The 16845-nt window shown below is 63.2% G+C and carries 22 protein-coding genes; 10 read left to right on the top strand and 12 right to left on the bottom strand.

Annotated features, from left to right (window positions below):
• Positions 1-42 precede the first annotated feature (42 nt).
• From NKJ58_RS16010 to NKJ58_RS16000, 3 genes are all read left to right on the top strand, one after another.
• Entirely contained in the window at positions 43-453 is a 411-nt protein-coding gene (locus NKJ58_RS16010; RefSeq protein ID WP_023683064.1) for a VOC family protein, read from the top strand.
• On the top strand, positions 450-881 hold the full coding sequence (locus NKJ58_RS16005; protein WP_023714121.1) for an EVE domain-containing protein: 432 nt from the start codon (positions 450-452) through the stop codon (positions 879-881). Before NKJ58_RS16010 ends, NKJ58_RS16005 begins: the two co-directional genes overlap by 4 nt.
• 120 nt (positions 882-1001) lie before the next feature.
• Positions 1002-1424 (top strand): VOC family protein, encoded by a 423-nt coding sequence (locus tag NKJ58_RS16000; RefSeq protein ID WP_023714120.1) that lies wholly within the window; start codon positions 1002-1004, stop codon positions 1422-1424.
• Here NKJ58_RS16000 and lhpI read toward each other — a convergent pair.
• From lhpI to sppA, 4 genes are all read right to left on the bottom strand, one after another.
• Entirely contained in the window at positions 1414-2379 is a 966-nt protein-coding gene (lhpI, locus tag NKJ58_RS15995) for a bifunctional Delta(1)-pyrroline-2-carboxylate/Delta(1)-piperideine-2-carboxylate reductase (protein WP_023714119.1), read from the bottom strand. The two genes, NKJ58_RS16000 and lhpI, sit on opposite strands and share 11 nt — an antisense overlap.
• A gap of 31 nt (positions 2380-2410) precedes the next feature.
• A complete protein-coding gene (locus NKJ58_RS15990) occupies positions 2411-2755 on the bottom strand; it encodes a lipopolysaccharide assembly protein LapA domain-containing protein (protein ID WP_023714118.1) in 345 nt (114 codons plus the stop codon).
• A 52-nt stretch (positions 2756-2807) separates the two neighbouring features.
• Positions 2808-3092 carry an integration host factor subunit beta gene (locus tag NKJ58_RS15985; protein WP_006200394.1) on the bottom strand — a complete coding sequence of 95 codons (285 nt, stop codon included), beginning with the start codon at positions 3090-3092 and terminating at the stop codon, positions 2808-2810.
• Between the two features lie 80 nt (positions 3093-3172).
• Positions 3173-4129: a signal peptide peptidase SppA gene (gene sppA, locus NKJ58_RS15980; protein ID WP_023686570.1), complete on the bottom strand. Its 957-nt coding sequence runs from the start codon at positions 4127-4129 to the stop codon at positions 3173-3175.
• A 295-nt stretch (positions 4130-4424) separates the two neighbouring features.
• Here sppA and lptC point away from each other — a divergent pair, with 295 nt between their 5' ends.
• The 6 genes from lptC to ptsN all read left to right on the top strand — a co-directional run bounded on the left by lptC (position 4425) and on the right by ptsN (position 9820).
• Positions 4425-5138: an LPS export ABC transporter periplasmic protein LptC gene (gene lptC, locus NKJ58_RS15975; protein ID WP_023669748.1), complete on the top strand. Its 714-nt coding sequence runs from the start codon at positions 4425-4427 to the stop codon at positions 5136-5138.
• Positions 5125-5709, top strand: coding sequence for an LptA/OstA family protein (locus NKJ58_RS15970; RefSeq protein WP_023683069.1), 585 nt, complete (start codon positions 5125-5127; stop codon positions 5707-5709). The genes lptC and NKJ58_RS15970 overlap by 14 nt, the downstream gene beginning before the upstream one ends.
• Positions 5706-6524, top strand: coding sequence for an LPS export ABC transporter ATP-binding protein (gene lptB, locus NKJ58_RS15965; protein WP_023669746.1), 819 nt, complete (start codon positions 5706-5708; stop codon positions 6522-6524). The genes NKJ58_RS15970 and lptB overlap by 4 nt, the downstream gene beginning before the upstream one ends.
• Positions 6525-6738: 214 nt before the next feature.
• Positions 6739-8265, top strand: coding sequence for an RNA polymerase factor sigma-54 (gene rpoN, locus NKJ58_RS15960; RefSeq protein WP_023683070.1), 1527 nt, complete (start codon positions 6739-6741; stop codon positions 8263-8265).
• A gap of 397 nt (positions 8266-8662) precedes the next feature.
• Positions 8663-9247, top strand: a complete 585-nt coding sequence (gene hpf / locus NKJ58_RS15955; RefSeq protein ID WP_023683071.1) for a ribosome hibernation-promoting factor, HPF/YfiA family — start codon at positions 8663-8665, stop codon at positions 9245-9247.
• Between the two features lie 108 nt (positions 9248-9355).
• The gene (ptsN, locus tag NKJ58_RS15950) at positions 9356-9820 is read left to right on the top strand and encodes a PTS IIA-like nitrogen regulatory protein PtsN (RefSeq protein ID WP_023669743.1); all 465 of its coding nucleotides are present in this window, start codon (positions 9356-9358) and stop codon (positions 9818-9820) included.
• 71 nt (positions 9821-9891) lie between these two features.
• Here ptsN and NKJ58_RS15945 read toward each other — a convergent pair whose 3' ends face one another.
• Both NKJ58_RS15945 and NKJ58_RS15940 read right to left on the bottom strand, forming a co-directional pair.
• Entirely contained in the window at positions 9892-10149 is a 258-nt protein-coding gene (locus tag NKJ58_RS15945; protein WP_023683072.1) for a BQ00720 family protein, read from the bottom strand.
• A 64-nt stretch (positions 10150-10213) separates the two neighbouring features.
• On the bottom strand, positions 10214-10639 hold the full coding sequence (locus NKJ58_RS15940; protein WP_023669741.1) for an Hsp20 family protein: 426 nt from the start codon (positions 10637-10639) through the stop codon (positions 10214-10216).
• Positions 10640-10783: 144 nt separating this feature from the next.
• On the opposite strand from NKJ58_RS15940, the gene NKJ58_RS15935 reads away from it, so the two are divergent.
• Complete coding sequence (locus NKJ58_RS15935) at positions 10784-11725, top strand: nucleoside hydrolase (RefSeq protein WP_023669740.1); 942 nt, start codon at positions 10784-10786, stop codon at positions 11723-11725.
• Positions 11726-11786: 61 nt separating this feature from the next.
• Here NKJ58_RS15935 and NKJ58_RS15930 read toward each other — a convergent pair whose 3' ends face one another.
• From NKJ58_RS15930 to NKJ58_RS15905, 6 genes are all read right to left on the bottom strand, one after another.
• The gene (locus NKJ58_RS15930; protein ID WP_023712341.1) at positions 11787-12158 is read right to left on the bottom strand and encodes a hypothetical protein; all 372 of its coding nucleotides are present in this window, start codon (positions 12156-12158) and stop codon (positions 11787-11789) included.
• Between the two features lie 58 nt (positions 12159-12216).
• Positions 12217-12489, bottom strand: coding sequence for a hypothetical protein (locus tag NKJ58_RS15925; protein ID WP_023712342.1), 273 nt, complete (start codon positions 12487-12489; stop codon positions 12217-12219).
• Positions 12490-12631: 142 nt separating this feature from the next.
• Positions 12632-13246 carry a LysE family translocator gene (locus NKJ58_RS15920; protein ID WP_023669737.1) on the bottom strand — a complete coding sequence of 205 codons (615 nt, stop codon included), beginning with the start codon at positions 13244-13246 and terminating at the stop codon, positions 12632-12634.
• A 97-nt stretch (positions 13247-13343) separates the two neighbouring features.
• The gene (locus NKJ58_RS15915; protein ID WP_352597566.1) at positions 13344-14804 is read right to left on the bottom strand and encodes an amidase; all 1461 of its coding nucleotides are present in this window, start codon (positions 14802-14804) and stop codon (positions 13344-13346) included.
• Positions 14801-15709, bottom strand: coding sequence for a ribokinase (locus NKJ58_RS15910; RefSeq protein WP_352812290.1), 909 nt, complete (start codon positions 15707-15709; stop codon positions 14801-14803). The genes NKJ58_RS15915 and NKJ58_RS15910 overlap by 4 nt, the downstream gene beginning before the upstream one ends.
• A gap of 141 nt (positions 15710-15850) precedes the next feature.
• The gene (locus NKJ58_RS15905) at positions 15851-16756 is read right to left on the bottom strand and encodes a methylated-DNA--[protein]-cysteine S-methyltransferase (protein ID WP_023669734.1); all 906 of its coding nucleotides are present in this window, start codon (positions 16754-16756) and stop codon (positions 15851-15853) included.
• Positions 16757-16845 lie beyond the last annotated feature (89 nt).

Here is a 16845-nt window from a genome sequence, read left to right as displayed (position 1 = left end):
GGGTCACCTATGCTCCTCCAATCGAAACCCTGGAGAGCAGACATGAACACCCCCAATTTCGTCATCCTTTATGTCGACAGCCCGGAGCGGAGCGGCGCCTTCTACGGTGCGCTGCTGGGACGCCAGCCGGTGGAGACGTCGCCGACCTTCGTGCTGTTCGTGCTCGACAATGGCTTCAAGCTCGGCCTGTGGTCGCGCCACACGGTGGAGCCGTCGGCCGCGGCCGCGGGCGGCGGTGCGGAGCTCGTCTTCGCGTTGGACCGGCCTGATGCGGTGGACGCCGCCTACACGGACTGGGCAGGACGCGGCTTGACCGTTCTGCAGACGCCGACCGACATGGACTTCGGCCGCACCTTCGTTGCGCTCGATCCCGACAAGCACCGGCTGCGCGTCTACTGGCTGAACGACGGAGAACAGGCCAATGGGGAACAGGCCAATGGAGAACAGAAGTGAGTGCGCACTGGATCGCGGTCGCTTCCGCCGAACATGTCCGGCGCGGCCGCGAGGCCGGCTTCATGCAGGTCAACCACGGCAAGGCGGCACCCTTGCGCCGCATCAAGCCCGGCGACGGCATCATCTACTACTCGCCGACCACAATTCTGCGCGAGAAGGACGGCCTGCAGGCCTTCACGGCAATCGGCACCGTGCGCGAAGGCGAGCCTTACCAGGGCGACATGGGCGGTGGCTTCACGCCGTTCCGCAGGGATGTCGAATGGGCCAAGGCCGAGGAGGCGCCGATCAAGCCGCTGCTCGAGCAGCTCGACTTCACCGCGGGCAAATCGAACTGGGGTTATCAACTGCGCTTTGGCCTGTTCGAAATTACGGCGCATGATTTCGCGCTGATCGCCGAGGCGATGGGCGCTGCCATGAAGGCAGGCTGAAGCATCCAGCCGCCGGATCGGCAAGGCACCGTGACAAGGCTGCTGACACCAAGTTGTCAGCAGCCTTGTGCGACAAGCGATTGTCTTCAGATAGCGTCGCGCTTGCCCCAGGAGAATAAGATGGACTTCGTCTCGATCCGCATCATTACCGATCAGATCAAGCCCTTGGTGGCATTCTACGACACGATCACCGGGCTTACCGCAACCTGGTTCACAGACGATTTCGCCGAACTGGCAACGCCGTCCTGCACACTGGCGATCGGCAGCACCCGCACGCTGGCCCTGTTCGGAACTGATGTGGCGCAGCCGGCCGCCAATCGCTCAGCGATCATCGAGTTTCGCGTCGCCGATGTTGATGCTGAGTACAGCAGGCTGGCGAAAATTATCGGCGATTTCGTACAGACGCCGACGACGATGCCATGGGGTAACCGGTCGCTGCTGCTGCGCGATCCCGATGGCAATCTGGTGAACTTCTTCACCCCGGTCAGCGCGGAAGCGATCAGGAAGTTCGATCGCAGAACCGGCGCAGACGCTACTGCTTGAGCGCGTTGTAGACGGCAATGCCGGCGGCAAGGTCCTCAAGCGCGGCGCCGACCGACTTGAACAGCGTGACCTCAGTGGGGCTCTGCCGGCCCTGTTTTTCCCCGCGCGCCAGCTCATGCAAATCGGCGACGATGGCTTCCGGCTTCAGCACGCCGGAGGCGAGCGGCTGGACGATGTCGCCGGCTTCCTTGGTGGCGCCGGCGCGGGTGTCGACATAGACGCGGGCGCGCGCGATCGCGTCGTCGTCGCTCTCGCGCATGGTCGGCGTGAAGCCGCCGACCAGATCGACATGCGCGCCCGGCTTGAGCAGCGCACCCTTGACCAGCGGCGTCGTCGTGATCGTCGCCGATGAGACGATGTCGGCCTCGGCGAGTTCGGCGTCGAGATCGCTTGCGGCCTCGGCGTTGAAACCGTCCGCGCGCAAATCAGCCGCGACCTTTTCGGCATTGGCGGGCGTGCGGTTCCATATGCGGATGGTCTTGATCGGCCGCACCGCGGAGTGCGCCTTGGCGAGGAACGGCGACAGCGCGCCGGCGCCGACCACCAGAAGCCGCGATGCGTCCTCGCAGGCGAGATAGGAGGCCGCCACCGCCGAGGCGCAAGCGGTGCGCCACTGTGTCAGCCGTTGGCCGTCGATCAGCGCTTCGGGCTCGCCGGTGGCGCCGTTGAGCAGGAGGTAGAGCCCCATTACCGCCGGTTTGCCGATGGCGTTGTTGTCGGGCGATACGGTGACGATCTTGACGCCGATATGACCCCCGACCGACGTGCCGGCCGCATGGAAGTCGGTCCACGCCGGCATCAAAAGCAGCGTGGATGTGGCACCGTCGGGCCGCTCGACCCCGTGATGATGGCGGACGGGTTGCACAGCACCCTCGCGGAAGGCCGCGCGCAATGTCTCGACCAGCCCGGGAAAGGTCAGCGCCTGGTCGACAGCGTCGGCCGAAATGGTCAGCATGCAAAACTCCGCGAAGATAAAAGCGCCGGCTTCAGGCCGTTGGCTTCGGCAGCGCCGGCCCGGCGGCCGGGCCCTGCTGCACGGCGGGTATACGGCTGACCGCCTGACGCAGATTCTCGGCCTCGACCCCGCGCTGGCGCGCCAGCTTGCGGTAGCGGCCCTGCTTGACCCATGTCGCCAGGCTGCCGACGACCATGCCGATGGCGAGCGCCACGAACAGGAAGATGAACAGCGGCAAGGTCAGCGTCAGTTTCGGATTGCCGGGGTTGAACGGGTCGAGCGTGAAGGCGACCAGCTCGCGGTTGGCGACGGCCAGCGCAATCAGGATGACGGCGAGCGGCACGAAGACCACGATAAGTATGAAGCGGTTCAACATAGAAATTCCCTGGAGAAGGCAGGCCTTGATAAGGTCGGCGCGTGGTCCGCGCCTACTTGCCGCCATTCAGCCTTTCACGCAATTCCTTTCCGGTCTTGAAGAACGGCACCCACTTCTCCTCGACCTCGACGGATTCGCCGGTGCGCGGGTTGCGGCCGGTGCGGGCAGGGCGATTCTTCACCGAAAAAGCGCCGAAGCCGCGCAACTCGACCCGATTGCCTTCCGCTAGGGCATCGGTGATCTCGTCGAAGATCGCTCCCACGATGTTTTCGACGTCGCGCAGGAAAAGATGCGGGTTGCGCGTGGCAATGATCTGCACAAGCTCGGATTTGATCATCAGAAAGGTCCCCGTGAAAGCGCTGCGGTCAAATTATCAGGATGATTTTATTTGCTTTTTTACTCGCCCCAACCGGCAGATCAAGGGTGCCAGACGGAAACGAGACCGTCAAGAAACAAGCGATCCGCGCCAATTTCGTGAAGCACGTCGCTGCCGGCCTCCGACAGGCCGAGCGCGCTGCCGACGCTGCGCGCTATTGCTTTCGAGAACAGGAAGCCGCCACGCCGCTCGGTGTCCTTCCATTCCACCACCTTGAGCTTGGCGTCGACACCCTTGGTCGCCAGCCAGTCGATCGCCACGCTCTCGCCGCCGACAGCGTCGATCAGACCGTTGGCAAGGCCCTGGCGGCCGGTGAAGATCGAGCCGTCGGCAAGGGCCAGTGCCTGATCGCGGGTCATTTTGCGGCGCTCGGCGACGATGCCGACGAACCAGTCATAGCTGTCGAGGATGAGCTTGCGGACCATGGCTCGCTCGTCTTCATTGGTCGGCTTGAAGGGCGAGGGCGATGCCTTCAGCGGCGAGGATTTCACTTCCTCGAGCTTGATGCCGACCTTGTCCATCAGACCGCTGACATCGGGATACTGGATGAGCACACCGATCGAGCCGACGATCGACGTCTTGCGGGCAACGATATGGTCGCTGGCACTGGCGATCATGTAGCCGGCCGATGCGGCCAGCGTGCCGACCTCGGCCACCACCGGCTTGTCGGCGGCAAGCTTGCGCACCTCCTCGTAGATCGATTCGCCGCCGACCGTGGTGCCTCCGGGCGAATCGATCGCCAGGATGACGCCCTTGACCTGCGGGGATGTGCGGATGGTTTCCAGCCGCTTGATCAGTTCCTCGTCCTCGGTGATGGTGCCTTCGATCCTGACCTTGGCGATGTGGTCGACGGAAGAACCGCCGAGGTCGCCCCCATAGAACCAGCTTGCAAGCGCAATCACCCCAAGGGCCACGATGGCAATGGCGGCGCCGCGCCAGAAGGTCAGCTTGCGCCGCAAGCGGCGGCGGTCGATCAGGTCGTCGGCTCTCAGTGCCATGGTCTGCCTCACAGTCGGTGGGAAGCGATGCTTTTAAAGCAAGCGTCCGCGCCCGGCTACCTCTTCGTCAAGAGCCTGCGACGAAGCGACCTTCACGACGGAGGCATTTCAGGAAAAAATGACGCGGCGCGTTCGTTTCTGCTATGAAGTGACGAAATTGTGTCGCCTGAGTTCCGTCTGTAACACAGCGGCCGTCACATTTTTGCGGTTTTCCTCCGCTTGTGCTTGCTTGCGGGGGCCGGCAACCCACCTATAGCAGGTGTTTTGGCGGACAAGGGTTTATTAGAAGTCAGTCATGCTTGCGCGATCGAACGAACCGACCAATGCCGATGCGGCCTTGGCGCCCACGGCGCCAGCGGGCACGCGCGGCGACGCCTTCGACCGCGCCCAGCGCCACTCGCGCCGCGTGCGCGTGCTTAAGTTTGCCGTGCCGGTGCTTGCCGCCGGGATCGCGGTTGCGTTTCCGGTCTATTCCTATCTGGCGGCGCCGATCAACATTTCGATACAGGCAGACGGCACCGCTTTCGCGGATGGCAAGCTGGTGATGGCCAATCCGAAGCTCAACGGCTTCACCAAGGACAAGCTGCCCTATTCGCTGACGGCCTTGCGCGCCATCCAGGATGTCGGCAAGCAGGACATCATCGAACTCGAAGGCATCCATGCCAAATTGCCGCTGACGGCCGACAATGTGGCGACCGTCGACGCCAAGCGCGGGATCTACAACAGAAACGCCAACACGATGGACATGACCAGCGACGTTACCGTCACCACCACCGACGGCGTCGCTGCCATCTTCAAATCGGTCTTCCTCGATATGGGCAAAGGCTCTATGAAGACAGGTGATGCGGTCGATGTCAGCCGTAACGGCTCGCGGATCACCGCGGGTTCAATGTCGGTCGAAGACAATGGCAAGGTCATCGTTTTCGAGAACAAGGTAAGCGTTCACATCGATCCGGCCACTATGAAGGCGGCAGAGGCAAAGAGCGGAGAAACGAATGCGTCCCAGTAATTCGGCACGGCTTGTCGCCGCAGCTTCGGCCTTGCTGTTGCTGGGTATGGCGCCGTCCTGGGCTCAGTCCAGCGCCAGCAGCCAGTCCGGGCTCAAACTGTCGGGCGACCAGCCGATCCAGATCGAGAGCGACAAACTTGAGGTCCGCCAGGCCGACAGCATGGCGCTGTTCAGCGGCAACGTCACCGTCACGCAAGGGCCAACGCTGCTCAAGGCCGGCAGCATGGAGGTCTACTACGTCAAGGACCCCAACGCCGCCAAAGGTGCTGCCGCCGGCGCTTCGGCGATGACCGGTTCGGCCAATATCGACCATCTGGTGGTCAAGAACAAAGTCTACATCAAGTCGAATGACCAGATCGCCACCGGCGACAACGCCACGTTCGACATGAAGACGCAGGTGCTAGTTCTGTCGGGCAAGGAGGTCGTCTTGTCCCAAGGACCCAACGTCCTCAAGGGCTGCAAGCTCACCGTGCAGATGAAAAGCGGCCTTGCTCAGGTCGATGGCTGCGGCGGGCGCGTCATCATGTCGATGACGCCGCCACCGAAATCCGAGGCCCCGAAGCCCGAATGACTGGCGTGTCTTCGCTGCTGACCCGCCTTCCGGGACGGGCGGCCAGTAAACTTGCAGCACCGGCCACAGTCACCGTTGATTCCTCGAAGTTCAAGGGCACCCTGATCGCCAAGGGTCTGACCAAGAGCTACAAGGGCCGCAAGGTGGTCAGCGGTGTCACCATCGGCGTGCGCGCCGGCGAGGCTGTCGGGCTGCTCGGGCCAAACGGCGCCGGCAAGACCACCTGTTTCTACATGGTCACCGGCTTGGTGCCGGTCGATGAGGGCACGATCGAGATCGACGGTTTCGACGTCACCTCGATGCCGATGTACCGCCGCGCCCGCCTCGGCATCGGCTATTTGCCGCAGGAAGCCTCGATCTTCCGCGGCCTGAATGTCGAGCAGAACATCCGCGCCGTGCTCGAAGTGGTTGAGAAGGACCGCAAGGTGCGCGAGCGCAATCTCGACGAACTGCTCGAGGAATTTCACATCAGCCACCTGCGGAAGTCGCCGTCCATGTCGCTGTCGGGTGGCGAGCGGCGGCGTCTTGAGATCGCCCGAGCTTTGGCGACGCGCCCGGCCTACATGCTGCTCGACGAGCCGTTCGCCGGCATCGACCCGATTGCCGTCGCCGACATCCAGCAGCTGGTTCGTCATCTAACGGCGCGCGGCATCGGCGTGCTGATTACCGACCACAATGTGCGCGAAACGCTCGGCCTCATCGACCGCGCCTACATCATCCATGCCGGCCAGGTGCTGACTCATGGCCGTGCCGACGAGGTGGTGGCGAACCCCGATGTGCGCCGGCTCTACCTCGGCGAAGGTTTCACGCTCTGAGCGTGAAATTTGTTTCCTGACGTGATTTTTGCCGCCCCGCCGGGCTTTTTTCTCCGATTTTGCGTGAGATAATGCTTCGGTAGGGGCCTTTTGCCATCGTTCGCCTTGACAAGCAAAAGCCGGGCCAGTTTCTATGGAAGGTCGGAAAAATTCATTTTCCGGCAGCTTCTGATGTGTAGGCTTCCGGGTGCAGAAGGGCGTTTGAAACCGAACCATGGCGTTGGCGGCGAAACTACAGCTACGACAATCCCAGTCGCTGGTGATGACGCCGCAGCTGATGCAGTCGATCAGGCTGTTGCAGCTCACCCATGTCGAGCTCGACCACTTCATCGACGACGAGATCGAGCGCAATCCGCTGCTGGAGCGCGCCGAGCCCCAGGATGACGCCGCAAGCGACCAGGTGCAGAAGGGCGATGCCGCTCCTGAGCCTGCCGCCGATGGCGACTGGTTCGAAAACGAGACGGCGTGGAGCGCCGAAGCGATCTCCGACAAGCTCGACAGCTCGCTGGAAAATCTGTTCCCCGACGATCCCGGCACCAGCGAGCGGCTCGGCCCGGACCTGACGGCGCAGTGGAAGTCGGCCACCGGCAATAGTTCGTCCGGTTCTTCCGAAGGCTTCGACGTCGGCGACATGGCAGCCGCGGCGATCACGCTGCGCCAGCATGTTGGCGAGCAGATCGCGCTTGCCTTTGCCGATCCGGCCGCAAGGCTGATCGCAGCCGAACTGGCCGACGGCCTGGACGAGGCCGGCTACCTGCGCGCCGATCCCGCCGAGATCGCCAAACGGCTCGGCGCCGATCAGGCGATGGTGGCCAATGTGCTGGCAGCCTGCCACACATTCGAGCCGGTCGGCCTGTTTGCGCGCGACCTTGCCGAATGCCTGTCGCTGCAGCTTGCCATGCGCGATCGTCTCGATCCGGCGATGAAGACGCTGATCGGCAACCTAGAACTGTTGGCGCGGCGCGATTTCCAGACGCTGAAGCGGCTTTGCGGGGTCGACGAGGAGGATCTCCTCGACATGCTGGCCGAAATCCGCGCGCTCGACCCGCGCCCGGGCATGGCGTTTTCGGGCGGCGCCAGCGACGCCATCGTCGCCGATGTCGAAGTCCGCGCCGCCAATGACGGCAGCTGGACGGTCGAGCTCAATGCCGAGACGCTGCCGCGCGTGCTTGTCGATCACATCTATTTCGCCCAGGTCTCGCCGCATGCGAAGAATCAGGCGGAGAAGGATTTCCTGGCCGAGTGCCTGCAGAATGCCAACTGGCTGACGCGCAGTCTCGACCAGCGGGCAAAGACGATCCTGAAAGTGGCGTCGGAAATCGTGCGCCAGCAGGACGCTTTTCTCGTCCATGGCGTGCGTCAGCTCAGGCCGCTCAACCTGCGCACGGTGGCCGATGCCATCGGCATGCATGAATCGACCGTCAGCCGGGTGACGGCCAACAAATACATGCTGACGCCGCGTGGCGTGTTCGAGCTGCGTTATTTCTTCACGGCTTCGATCGCGGCGTCGGGCGGCGGTGATGCGCATTCCTCGGAAGCGGTGCGCGACCGCATCAAGCAGCTGATCGACGAGGAAAAGCCCGCCGATGTGCTGTCCGATGACGCAATCGTCGATATGTTGAAGGAAAGCGGCGTCGATATTGCCCGGCGCACGGTGGCCAAGTACCGGGAGGGTATGAATATTCCCTCGTCGGTGCAGCGGCGGCGTGAAAAGCGCGCTCTGGCGAGCGCGGGGCGCTAGGTCTGCTTGCCCGGCAAGGCTTTTGCTATGGCTGGATTCCACAACTTTCCGACCTTAAAGCGCATCGCGCTGAAACGGATTCATACGACGCGCTTTAAGTCTTTGTTTTGATGCATGTCGTTGTCCCAGAACCGCAGCGCACTTCTGGGCGACATGCATTAATTGACAAGCTGCAATGAAGTGTCTAGAAGCCCGCCCGCATGAGACGGGCTCGCGGCCCGCATGCGGATGGTCCGTCACGATGAAGGCCACGGGACGGCCAAGAAGGCGGATTGTGATCAACCGGAAAGTTCGGATCTAAAATCGGCGCGAGTTGACGCCGCAAAGCTTGTGCGCACGGATCACGAGTATAAACTCTGGCCAGTTTGAAGCCTGAGCAAGGAAGGTCAGTTTTCAGATGAAATTGCGCATATCGGGTAAACACATGGATATCGGCGATGCGTTGCGTACGCGCATTACCGATCGTGTCGGCGAGGCGATTGGAAAATATTTCGATCGCGGTTTTTCAGGGCACGTCACGGTCATCAAATCGGGGTCGCGTTACTCGGCCGATTGCATGATCAGGCTGGATTCCGGCGCTTCGCTGCAGGCAACCGGCGATTCCCAGGATCCGACACTTGCCTTCGAGGCGGCCGCGGACCGCCTCGAAACCAGGCTGCGGCGCTACAAACGCCGTCTGAAATCGCACAATTCAGGCACTGGAAATGGTGAAATCACCGACATCGCCTATACGGTGATGGCGCCGCTGACCGATGATGATGAGGACATTCCGGAGGACTACGCCCCGGCCATCGTCGCCGAATCAACCATGACGCTGCAGACCATGTCGGTGGCGTCGGCGGTTATCGAACTCGACACCAAGGACAGCCCGGTTTTCGTATTCCGCAACGCCGGAAACGACCACCTCAACATCGTCTATCGGCGGCCGGACGGAAATATCGGCTGGATCGACCCGTCGACGACCAAAGTCGCACAGGCGTGACGACAACGACAATGGTCGCACAGGTGACGACAATGGTCGCACAGGGATAATAGCCAGCCGCGCGAGGGGCGAGGACTGGCGACGGCAGGCGAATAAGGGATTTCAAACATGGATCTGAGCGATCTTCTCAACGTTCCGGCGATCTTGCCGGCGTTGAAGGCGAACTCCAAAAAGCAGCTTTTGCAGTTGCTGTCCGAGAGAGCGGCGGCGATTTCCGGCATTCCGGAGCGCGAAGTGTTCGACACCATCCTGCAGCGCGAACGGCTGGGCTCCACCGGCGTCGGCAACGGCATCGCCATTCCGCACGGCAAGCTCGCCGGGGTGAAGCGCATCGCCGGCGTCTTTGCCCGGCTGGAGACGCCGGTCGATTTCGAGGCCCTGGATGACCAGCCGGTCGATCTGGTGTTCTTGCTGCTGGCCCCGGAAGGCGCCGGCGCCGATCACCTCAAGGCACTGTCGCGCATCGCCAGGGTTTTGCGCGACGCCGACACGGTGGCCAAGATCAGGGGCACGCGCGACGCGGTCGCCATCCACGCTCTGCTGTCGGACACGCAAGCCTCGCACGCCGCCTGAAGTTCTTTGGAATTAAGTCTTCCAGGGGCCGCCGAAGGCGGCCCTCTCCATTTCAACCGCCAGCAGTCGCCTTAGTGAATGGCGACAGTGGTCAGGTCGTTTTCCATGGCGCCGGCCAAAGCCCGGTCTTTCGCATCCGAAAGCAGGATCGGCTGGCCGTTGGCGGCAAACAGGGCCCACAGGACCATACCAGGCGCTATTTCGCCGAGGTTGGGGAAGCGCCCGAGCAGCTCGTCGCTCGAGACCTTCCGGAGATAAGCGACCGAGCCTTCGCCGAGATGGGCGAATTCGCCGCTGGTCATGGTGATGGTTTCGTCAGTTCTGGTCATTTCAAGCCTCCTTGGCGCGAGGACGCCGCTCAAGGCCATCCCGCATGAGAGCCATCGGTAAAGATCAGTCTTTCACCGATATATTTATTTTCCGTACCAGCCGTTCGGTATCCGGCCGATCGAGATCGATCGACAAAAGGCCGTTCTTCAGTTCCGCTGCGATCACCCGCATGCCGTCGGCCAGCACGAAACAGCGCTGGAATTGGCGCGCGGCGATGCCGCGATGGAGGAATTCGCGCTCGGTGTCGTCGGTTTGACGGCCGCGCACGACCAACTGGTTTTCCTCCGTGGTGACATCGAGATCGCTTTCGGCGAAACCCGCGACAGCCAGCGTAATGCGCAGCCTTTCGGCCTTGCCGTCAGCACCGCTGAGGCGCTCGATGTTGTAGGGAGGATAACTGTCACCGGATTTCGCCAGTCGTTCCAGGGTCTTTTCCATGGCATCGAAACCAAGGAGAAGCGGGCTGGAGAAGGGCGTCATTCGGCTCATGTTACACTGTCCTCTTTGGAGCGACATAAACTGGAAAAACCCGGATGGCATTTTTCCCGATGGTCTTGATATGGTCCGCGCCGCGGCCAAGTTCAAGCCGCCGAACACCCCCGCCAAAAAGACTCCCCCGCATAAGGAAATGAAATGCCCCAGACCCGCAAGATCATCATCGACACGGATCCCGGCCAGGACGATGCCGTCGCCATATTGCTGGCGCTCGGCAGCGCCGAGCTGGAGATCGTCGGCATCTCTGCTGTTGCCGGCAACGTGCCGCTGAAATTGACCGAAAAGAACGCCAGGAAAATCTGCGAACTGGCCGGCCGGCCCGACATCAAGGTCTATGCAGGCGCCATCCGCCCGTTGGCGCGCGAGCTGGTCACCGCCGAGGAAGTGCATGGCAAGACCGGCCTCAACGGCCCGCAACTGCCCGATCCGAAGATGAAGCTGCAGGGCCAGTATGCGGTCGACTTCATCGTCGAGACGCTGATGAAGGAAGAGGCCGGCACGATCACGCTGTGCGCGCTCGGCCCGCTCACCAATGTCGCGCTGGCGCTGATCCGTGAGCCGAAGATCGCGCCGCGCATCAAGGAAATCGTACTGATGGGCGGCGGTTTCTTCGAAGGCGGCAATGTCACGCCGACCGCAGAATTCAACATCTATGTCGATCCGCAAGCCGCCGACCTGGTGTTCAAATCCGGCATTCCGATCGTCATGATGCCGCTCGACGTTACCCACAAGGCGCTGACCACGGCCAAGCGCACGCAGGCCATCCGCCAGCTCGGCACCCGGGTCGGCACCGCGACGGCCGAGATGCTGGAGTTCTTCGAGCGCTTCGACGAGGAGAAATACGGCACCGATGGCGGCCCGCTGCACGACCCCTGCGTCATCGCCTATCTGTTGAAGCCGGAGCTGTTCAAGGGCCGCAACTGCAACGTCACCGTCGAAACCGCCTCCGAACTCACCATGGGCATGACCGTGATCGACTGGTGGGGCGTGACCAAGCGGCCGAAGAACGCCATGGTGATGCGCGACATCGACCATGACGCGTTCTTTGCGCTGCTGGTGGAGCGGTTGGCTCGGCTTTAAGCCTGCCTTGATACAGATCGTTCGCCCAGGGGCTTAGCGCTTCTGGGCGATACCTGTGCACTTATTCGCGAAGCAGGCGGTATGTTTCGGTATCGTTGCGGCGACGCTGCCGCTCGATCGAAACCTTGGAGCCAATGGCTCTCGGCACTGTCGTGTTGTCATATGCAAACACCAGGCCGTCATTTTCATCGAGGCGAATTCCATACAAGTAACGGAACCCGCTGCCGATCGCGACCTCGGGACTTGCAGGAGCGTTGAGAACGTTGACCACTGTACCGGTCAGGCGTTCGACATTGACGATGGGGCTGCTTTGCCTCGCAATCGGGATGCCAATTGCAAGGGCGCAAACGCCCACGACGAGGATGGTGATGAGGATGCCCCTGAGGTTCTCCTGCAGGGTCATCCAGGCAAGGGAATGCCGAGCCTTGGCCAATGCGTATCACCTGACAGCAAGGACGCTGCGTTTCATTGGTATCGTGACCGGCGGTAGTTCAATTTGCGAACCTGTAGAAGGTCGATCCATTCTCGCGCGTGACGCGCTCCAATCTTGCCGGCGCGCCGATCAGATGCGGGAGGTCGTCTTCGACAAGAATGGACGAACCGGTTTCGAGTGCAACCAGATAAAGCGTGCGGCCGTTGTCTGAATGGGTACTTTTGACCGTTGCGTCGATTGGCTCGACCGACCGGATGGGGCTCGCATCATTCGTCCATTTGTAGAGAGCCGAAGGAACCATCACCGCAAACAGGACGACGATCAGGATCACGCCGGGCGCGTCCCTTTTTATGCCAGCGTAAGTCCATGACATCGACGTGAATCCCCCCACGCCGATTCATGTGGTGGCGTGAAGACTGACTTTCAATCAGCCTTCACGTACCGGCTCCGTTGGGAACGACCGTTGGCGGTCGTCACTTCGCCTTGGAAAACGCCAGCCACAGGCCGCCGCCGACCAGAAAGCTGCCGCTGATCCTGGACATCAGCTTGATGCGGCTGGCCGAGAGCAGGCGGCCGGCGCGGCTGGCGGCGAGCGCGTAGGTCGAGTCCGAGACGGCGGCAAAGATCATGGCGGTAAGGCCCATGACGACGATCTGCAGGGTGTAATTGCCCTGCGGGGCGATGAATTGCGGGAAGAAGGCGCCGAAGAACACCAGGGTCTTGGGGTTGCTCAGCGCCACGAGCAGGCCCTGCAGGAAGAAGCCGCCGCGCGGCTTTCTCGCGGTGCCGTCGGCATTCAGCGCGCCCTTGGAACGGAACATCTGCACCCCCATCCAGATCAGATAGGCGGCGCCGATCAGGCGTACCCATTCGAACCAGTGGCCCATGCCCGATATCAGCGTGTTGAGGCCGATGCCGACAATGGCGATCATCACGGCGAGCCCAGCCTGCGTGCCGGCGACATTGGCAAGGCCGGCGCGGTAGCCATGGCGGATGCTGTTGGCGATGATCAGCGTGACAGTCGGACCGGGCACCAGGATGATGACGATGCAGGCAAGGACATAGGCGGCGTAGAGTTCCAGCGACATGGGGATTTCCTCGAGGATGCGCTTAGGCGGCTGGCTGCAATCAATGCATGGCGGCGGGGCTGGTGCAAGCCGGTCGCAGACCGTGCCGCCCCTCGCGTCAGGACGCCCCCACCTGCCAAGGCAGGGTCGCCTCATAGGCCGCTCCGGCCCTGAGCACGGCGAGGTCGCCGCGCGGCCGGCCGATCAGCTGCATGCCCAAGGGGCGGCCTTTGTCGTCGAAGCCGACGGGCACGTTGAGCGCCGGACAGCCGCCGAGCGTGGCGAAGGCCGAAACCTGCATCCAGCGATGGTAGCTGTCCATCGTCCGTCCGGCGACCTCACTTGGCCAATGCGTGCCGACTTCGAAAGGAAAGACCTGCGCCGTCGGCAGCGCGATGAGATCGAAGTGCTCGAACAGCGACAGCAGCGTCCGGTGCCAGGAGGTGCGGATGACCGAGGCCGCGCGGATCTGCGGCGCCGTCAGCCGCATGGCGTTCTCCACCTCCCAGACGGCTTCCGGCTTCAGCAGGGCGCGCTTGTGCGGGTCGTCATAATGGACTTTCAGCGCCGAGCCGCTGCTCGCCTGCCGCAGCGTCACGAAGGCTTGCCACAGTGCCTCGAAATCGAAATCCGGCAGCAAGGGCTCGGTCAGGAAGGATGCCTCCGCGAAGCGGCCGAGTGCGGCCTCGCACAGATCGAGGATGCCAGGCTCTACCGGCAGGTGACCGCCGAGATCACCGAGCCAGCCGACGCGGCCGCCGCTTGCCGGCGTTGCCAGCCCTTCGAGGAATGAACCAGGCTTTTCCCAGGACAAGGGCGCATGCGGATGGTAGCCCGCCTGCACGTCGAGCAGCAGCGCCATGTCGCTGATGCTGCGGCCCATCGGCCCGTCTATGCCCATCTGAGCATGAAAGACTTCCAGGTCCGGCCCTCCGGGGACAAGGCCCTGCGACGGGCGGAAGCCATAGACATTGTTCCACGCCGCCGGATTGCGCAGCGAGCCGCCGAAATCGCTGCCGTCGGCGACCGGAACCATGTCGAGTGCAAGGGCGACCGCAGCGCCGCCGCTCGACCCGCCTGCGGTGAGCGCCGGATCGAAGGCGTTCAGCGTCGGGCCGAACACGTTGTTGTAGGTGTTGGATCCCAGCCCGAATTCGGGAACATTGGTCTTGCCGATGATGATGGCGCCGGCCTTGCGGATGCGCTCGACGAAGAAATCGTCCTCCTGCGGCACGAAATCGGCAAAGATCGGCGAGCCGAAACTGGTCCTCAAGCCGCGCGTCATGGCGAGGTCTTTTATCGCCATCGGCAGGCCAAACAGCGAGCCGGCCGGCCCGCCTTGCGCTAGATGCGCGTCCGCCGCGTCGGCCTCGCGCAGGATGTCGGAGCGCTCGCGCAACGAGACGATGGCGTTGACCAGCGGGTTTACCGCGTCGATGCGGTCGAGGAATGCGGCGACCAACTCGCGCACGGACAGGCGGCGCAGCCGGATCGCCTCGGCCAGGTCGACAGCGGACATCCGGCAGATGTCGCCGGCGGGGGGCACGGCGTGCTTCGTTGTAGGGCGCAGGGCAGTCATCCGGCGTTGTTGCGCAGGGCGGTGTCCACATCCGCGGCCAGCGGGGTGGCCGGCTGGGCGCCGGGCTTCAGGCAGGCGAGTGAGCCGGCGGCTGCGGCGCGGGTGAGAGCCTGCTCCAGCGGCAGGTTGGACGCCAGCCCGGCAGCGAGATAACCGCAAAAAGTATCGCCAGCCCCGACCGTGTCGACCGGCGTGATTTTCAGCGCCGGCACGGTCAGGAAATCCTCCGGGGTCGCCGCCAGCACGCCGTCGCCGCCGAGCGTGACGACGATGGTGCGGCCGGTTTTGCCGGCGAAGTCGCGCATGCGCGCCGGGCGGTCGCGGCCTTTCAGCGACAGCGCCTCGCCGTAAAGGTCGAATTCGGTTTCGTTGGCGACGGCGTAGTCGGCCTTGCCGAGCAACGCTGCCGCCTCGCTACGGAACGGCGCGGTGTTGAGCACGGTGACGGCGCCGGCGGCGCGTGCGGCGTCAAGCGCTGCATCGACGGTCTGCAGCGGGATCTCGTGCTGCAGCAGGACGACGTCGCCCTTCGCAAGGAAAGCCTTGGCGAGATCGCCGGGCAGCACCGAATCATTGGCGCCCGGCACCACGGCAATGACATTCTCGCCATCGGCGCCGACGAGGATCAGCGCCGTGCCGGTGGAGGCGAAGCTCTGGCCGACGCCGGAGAGATCGACCTTGCCGGCCACGAGCAAAGCCAGGGCTTCGGTTGCGAAATTGTCCTTGCCGACGGCGCCGACCATGCGCACCTTGGCGCCGGCGCGCGCCGCAGCCAGCGCCTGGTTGGCGCCCTTGCCGCCGGGCGCGGTGGTGAAGCCGGAGCCGCGGACCGTCTCGCCCGGCGAAGGCAGGCGGTCGACATTGGCGATAAGGTCGAGGTTGATCGAGCCGACAACGATGATCAAGAAAGCCTCCTGCGGAATGCGCGGGAAGCTAACCTGTAAGCCGGCGGCTTGCCAGAGCGTGCGGATGTTTTGCGCCGGGAGCTCGCAAAAAGAAAAACACCGGCGAAGGGATTTCGCCGGTGTTGTTTGATGCGGGCAGCTTCAGGACGCGGTCTGGCCCGCTTCCCAACCGAGGATGGCGCGTTTGCGGGTCAGGCCCCAGTGGTAGCCGGTGAGTGCGCCGGACTTGCCCAGCGCCCGATGGCAAGGGACGACGAAGGACAATGGGTTGGCGCCGACCGCCGCCCCCACCGCCCGGCTGGCGTTTGGCGCGCCGATCCTGGAGGCGATCGAGGAATAAGTGCAGGCCTTGCCCATCGGGATCCTGAGCAGCGCGTCCCAGACGCGCAGCTGGAAGTCGGAGCCGATCATCACCACGCGCAGCGGCTGGTCGGCGCGCCACAATGTCGGATCGAAGATGCGCGCCGCATAGGGCTGGGTGGCGCTCATGTCCTCGACATAGGTGGCGTTCGGCCAGCGGCCCGACATGTCGGCGAAAGCCGCCCGCTCGCCGCCCGGATCGTTGAAGGCGAGCCCCGCAAGGCCACGGTCGGTGACCATGATCAGGGCGATGCCGAAGGGCGAGATGTGGTAGCCGTAGCGGATGGTCAGGCCGGCGCCGCGCGTCTTGTAGTCGCCCGGCGACATCGCCTCGTGGGTGACGAACAAATCGTGCAGCCGGCCGGGGCCGGACATGCCGAGTTCGAACGATGTTTCGAGGAGCGGCATGCCGGAATCGAGCAGTTTGCGGGCATGGTCGAGGGTGACCGCCTGCAGGAAGGCTTTTGGCGACAGGCCGGCCCAGCGGGTGAACAGTTTTTGCAGGCCCGTGGGTGTCTCGCCGACATCGGCTGCCAGGGCTTCCAGCGAGGGCTGGTCGCGATAGTCGAGGCTGATCTTCTCGATGGCGCGGCGCACGACCTCGTAGTCGCTGCCCTCGGGGGTGATGTCGTGCTGCAGGATCGCTGTCGGTTTCATCTGCGTATTCATGGTCATCTGGGCGTTCATGGCAATATCTCCTTGACCGCGAATGTCGGTCTTTCCGCCCCTTGCAACCACCCGAAACTTGCCTTGTTGCCGCCTGTTCCCAGATAAAT

This window comes from Mesorhizobium sp. M0139, from assembly GCF_040322455.1.
GTDB lineage: Bacteria > Pseudomonadota > Alphaproteobacteria > Rhizobiales > Rhizobiaceae > Mesorhizobium.
The sequence above is the reverse complement of the archived record's forward strand: the minus strand, read 5'-3'. Positions and strand labels throughout refer to the sequence as shown.

Excerpts from the sequence above, each read along its gene's own strand:
- NKJ58_RS16010 (WP_023683064.1), top strand. The coding sequence starts at position 43 with ATGAACACCCCCAATTTCGTCATCCTTTATGTCGACAGCCCGGAGCGG.
- NKJ58_RS16000 (WP_023714120.1), top strand. The coding sequence starts at position 1,002 with ATGGACTTCGTCTCGATCCGCATCATTACCGATCAGATCAAGCCCTTG.
- lhpI (WP_023714119.1), bottom strand. The coding sequence starts at position 2,379 with ATGCTGACCATTTCGGCCGACGCTGTCGACCAGGCGCTGACCTTTCCC.
- NKJ58_RS15990 (WP_023714118.1), bottom strand. The coding sequence starts at position 2,755 with ATGTTGAACCGCTTCATACTTATCGTGGTCTTCGTGCCGCTCGCCGTC.
- NKJ58_RS15985 (WP_006200394.1), bottom strand. The coding sequence starts at position 3,092 with ATGATCAAATCCGAGCTTGTGCAGATCATTGCCACGCGCAACCCGCAT.
- sppA (WP_023686570.1), bottom strand. The coding sequence starts at position 4,129 with ATGGCACTGAGAGCCGACGACCTGATCGACCGCCGCCGCTTGCGGCGC.
- lptC (WP_023669748.1), top strand. The coding sequence starts at position 4,425 with ATGCTTGCGCGATCGAACGAACCGACCAATGCCGATGCGGCCTTGGCG.
- NKJ58_RS15970 (WP_023683069.1), top strand. The coding sequence starts at position 5,125 with ATGCGTCCCAGTAATTCGGCACGGCTTGTCGCCGCAGCTTCGGCCTTG.
- lptB (WP_023669746.1), top strand. The coding sequence starts at position 5,706 with ATGACTGGCGTGTCTTCGCTGCTGACCCGCCTTCCGGGACGGGCGGCC.
- rpoN (WP_023683070.1), top strand. The coding sequence starts at position 6,739 with ATGGCGTTGGCGGCGAAACTACAGCTACGACAATCCCAGTCGCTGGTG.
- hpf (WP_023683071.1), top strand. The coding sequence starts at position 8,663 with ATGAAATTGCGCATATCGGGTAAACACATGGATATCGGCGATGCGTTG.
- ptsN (WP_023669743.1), top strand. The coding sequence starts at position 9,356 with ATGGATCTGAGCGATCTTCTCAACGTTCCGGCGATCTTGCCGGCGTTG.
- NKJ58_RS15945 (WP_023683072.1), bottom strand. The coding sequence starts at position 10,149 with ATGACCAGAACTGACGAAACCATCACCATGACCAGCGGCGAATTCGCC.
- NKJ58_RS15940 (WP_023669741.1), bottom strand. The coding sequence starts at position 10,639 with ATGAGCCGAATGACGCCCTTCTCCAGCCCGCTTCTCCTTGGTTTCGAT.
- NKJ58_RS15935 (WP_023669740.1), top strand. The coding sequence starts at position 10,784 with ATGCCCCAGACCCGCAAGATCATCATCGACACGGATCCCGGCCAGGAC.
- NKJ58_RS15920 (WP_023669737.1), bottom strand. The coding sequence starts at position 13,246 with ATGTCGCTGGAACTCTACGCCGCCTATGTCCTTGCCTGCATCGTCATC.
- NKJ58_RS15915 (WP_352597566.1), bottom strand. The coding sequence starts at position 14,804 with ATGACTGCCCTGCGCCCTACAACGAAGCACGCCGTGCCCCCCGCCGGC.
- NKJ58_RS15905 (WP_023669734.1), bottom strand. The coding sequence starts at position 16,756 with ATGAACGCCCAGATGACCATGAATACGCAGATGAAACCGACAGCGATC.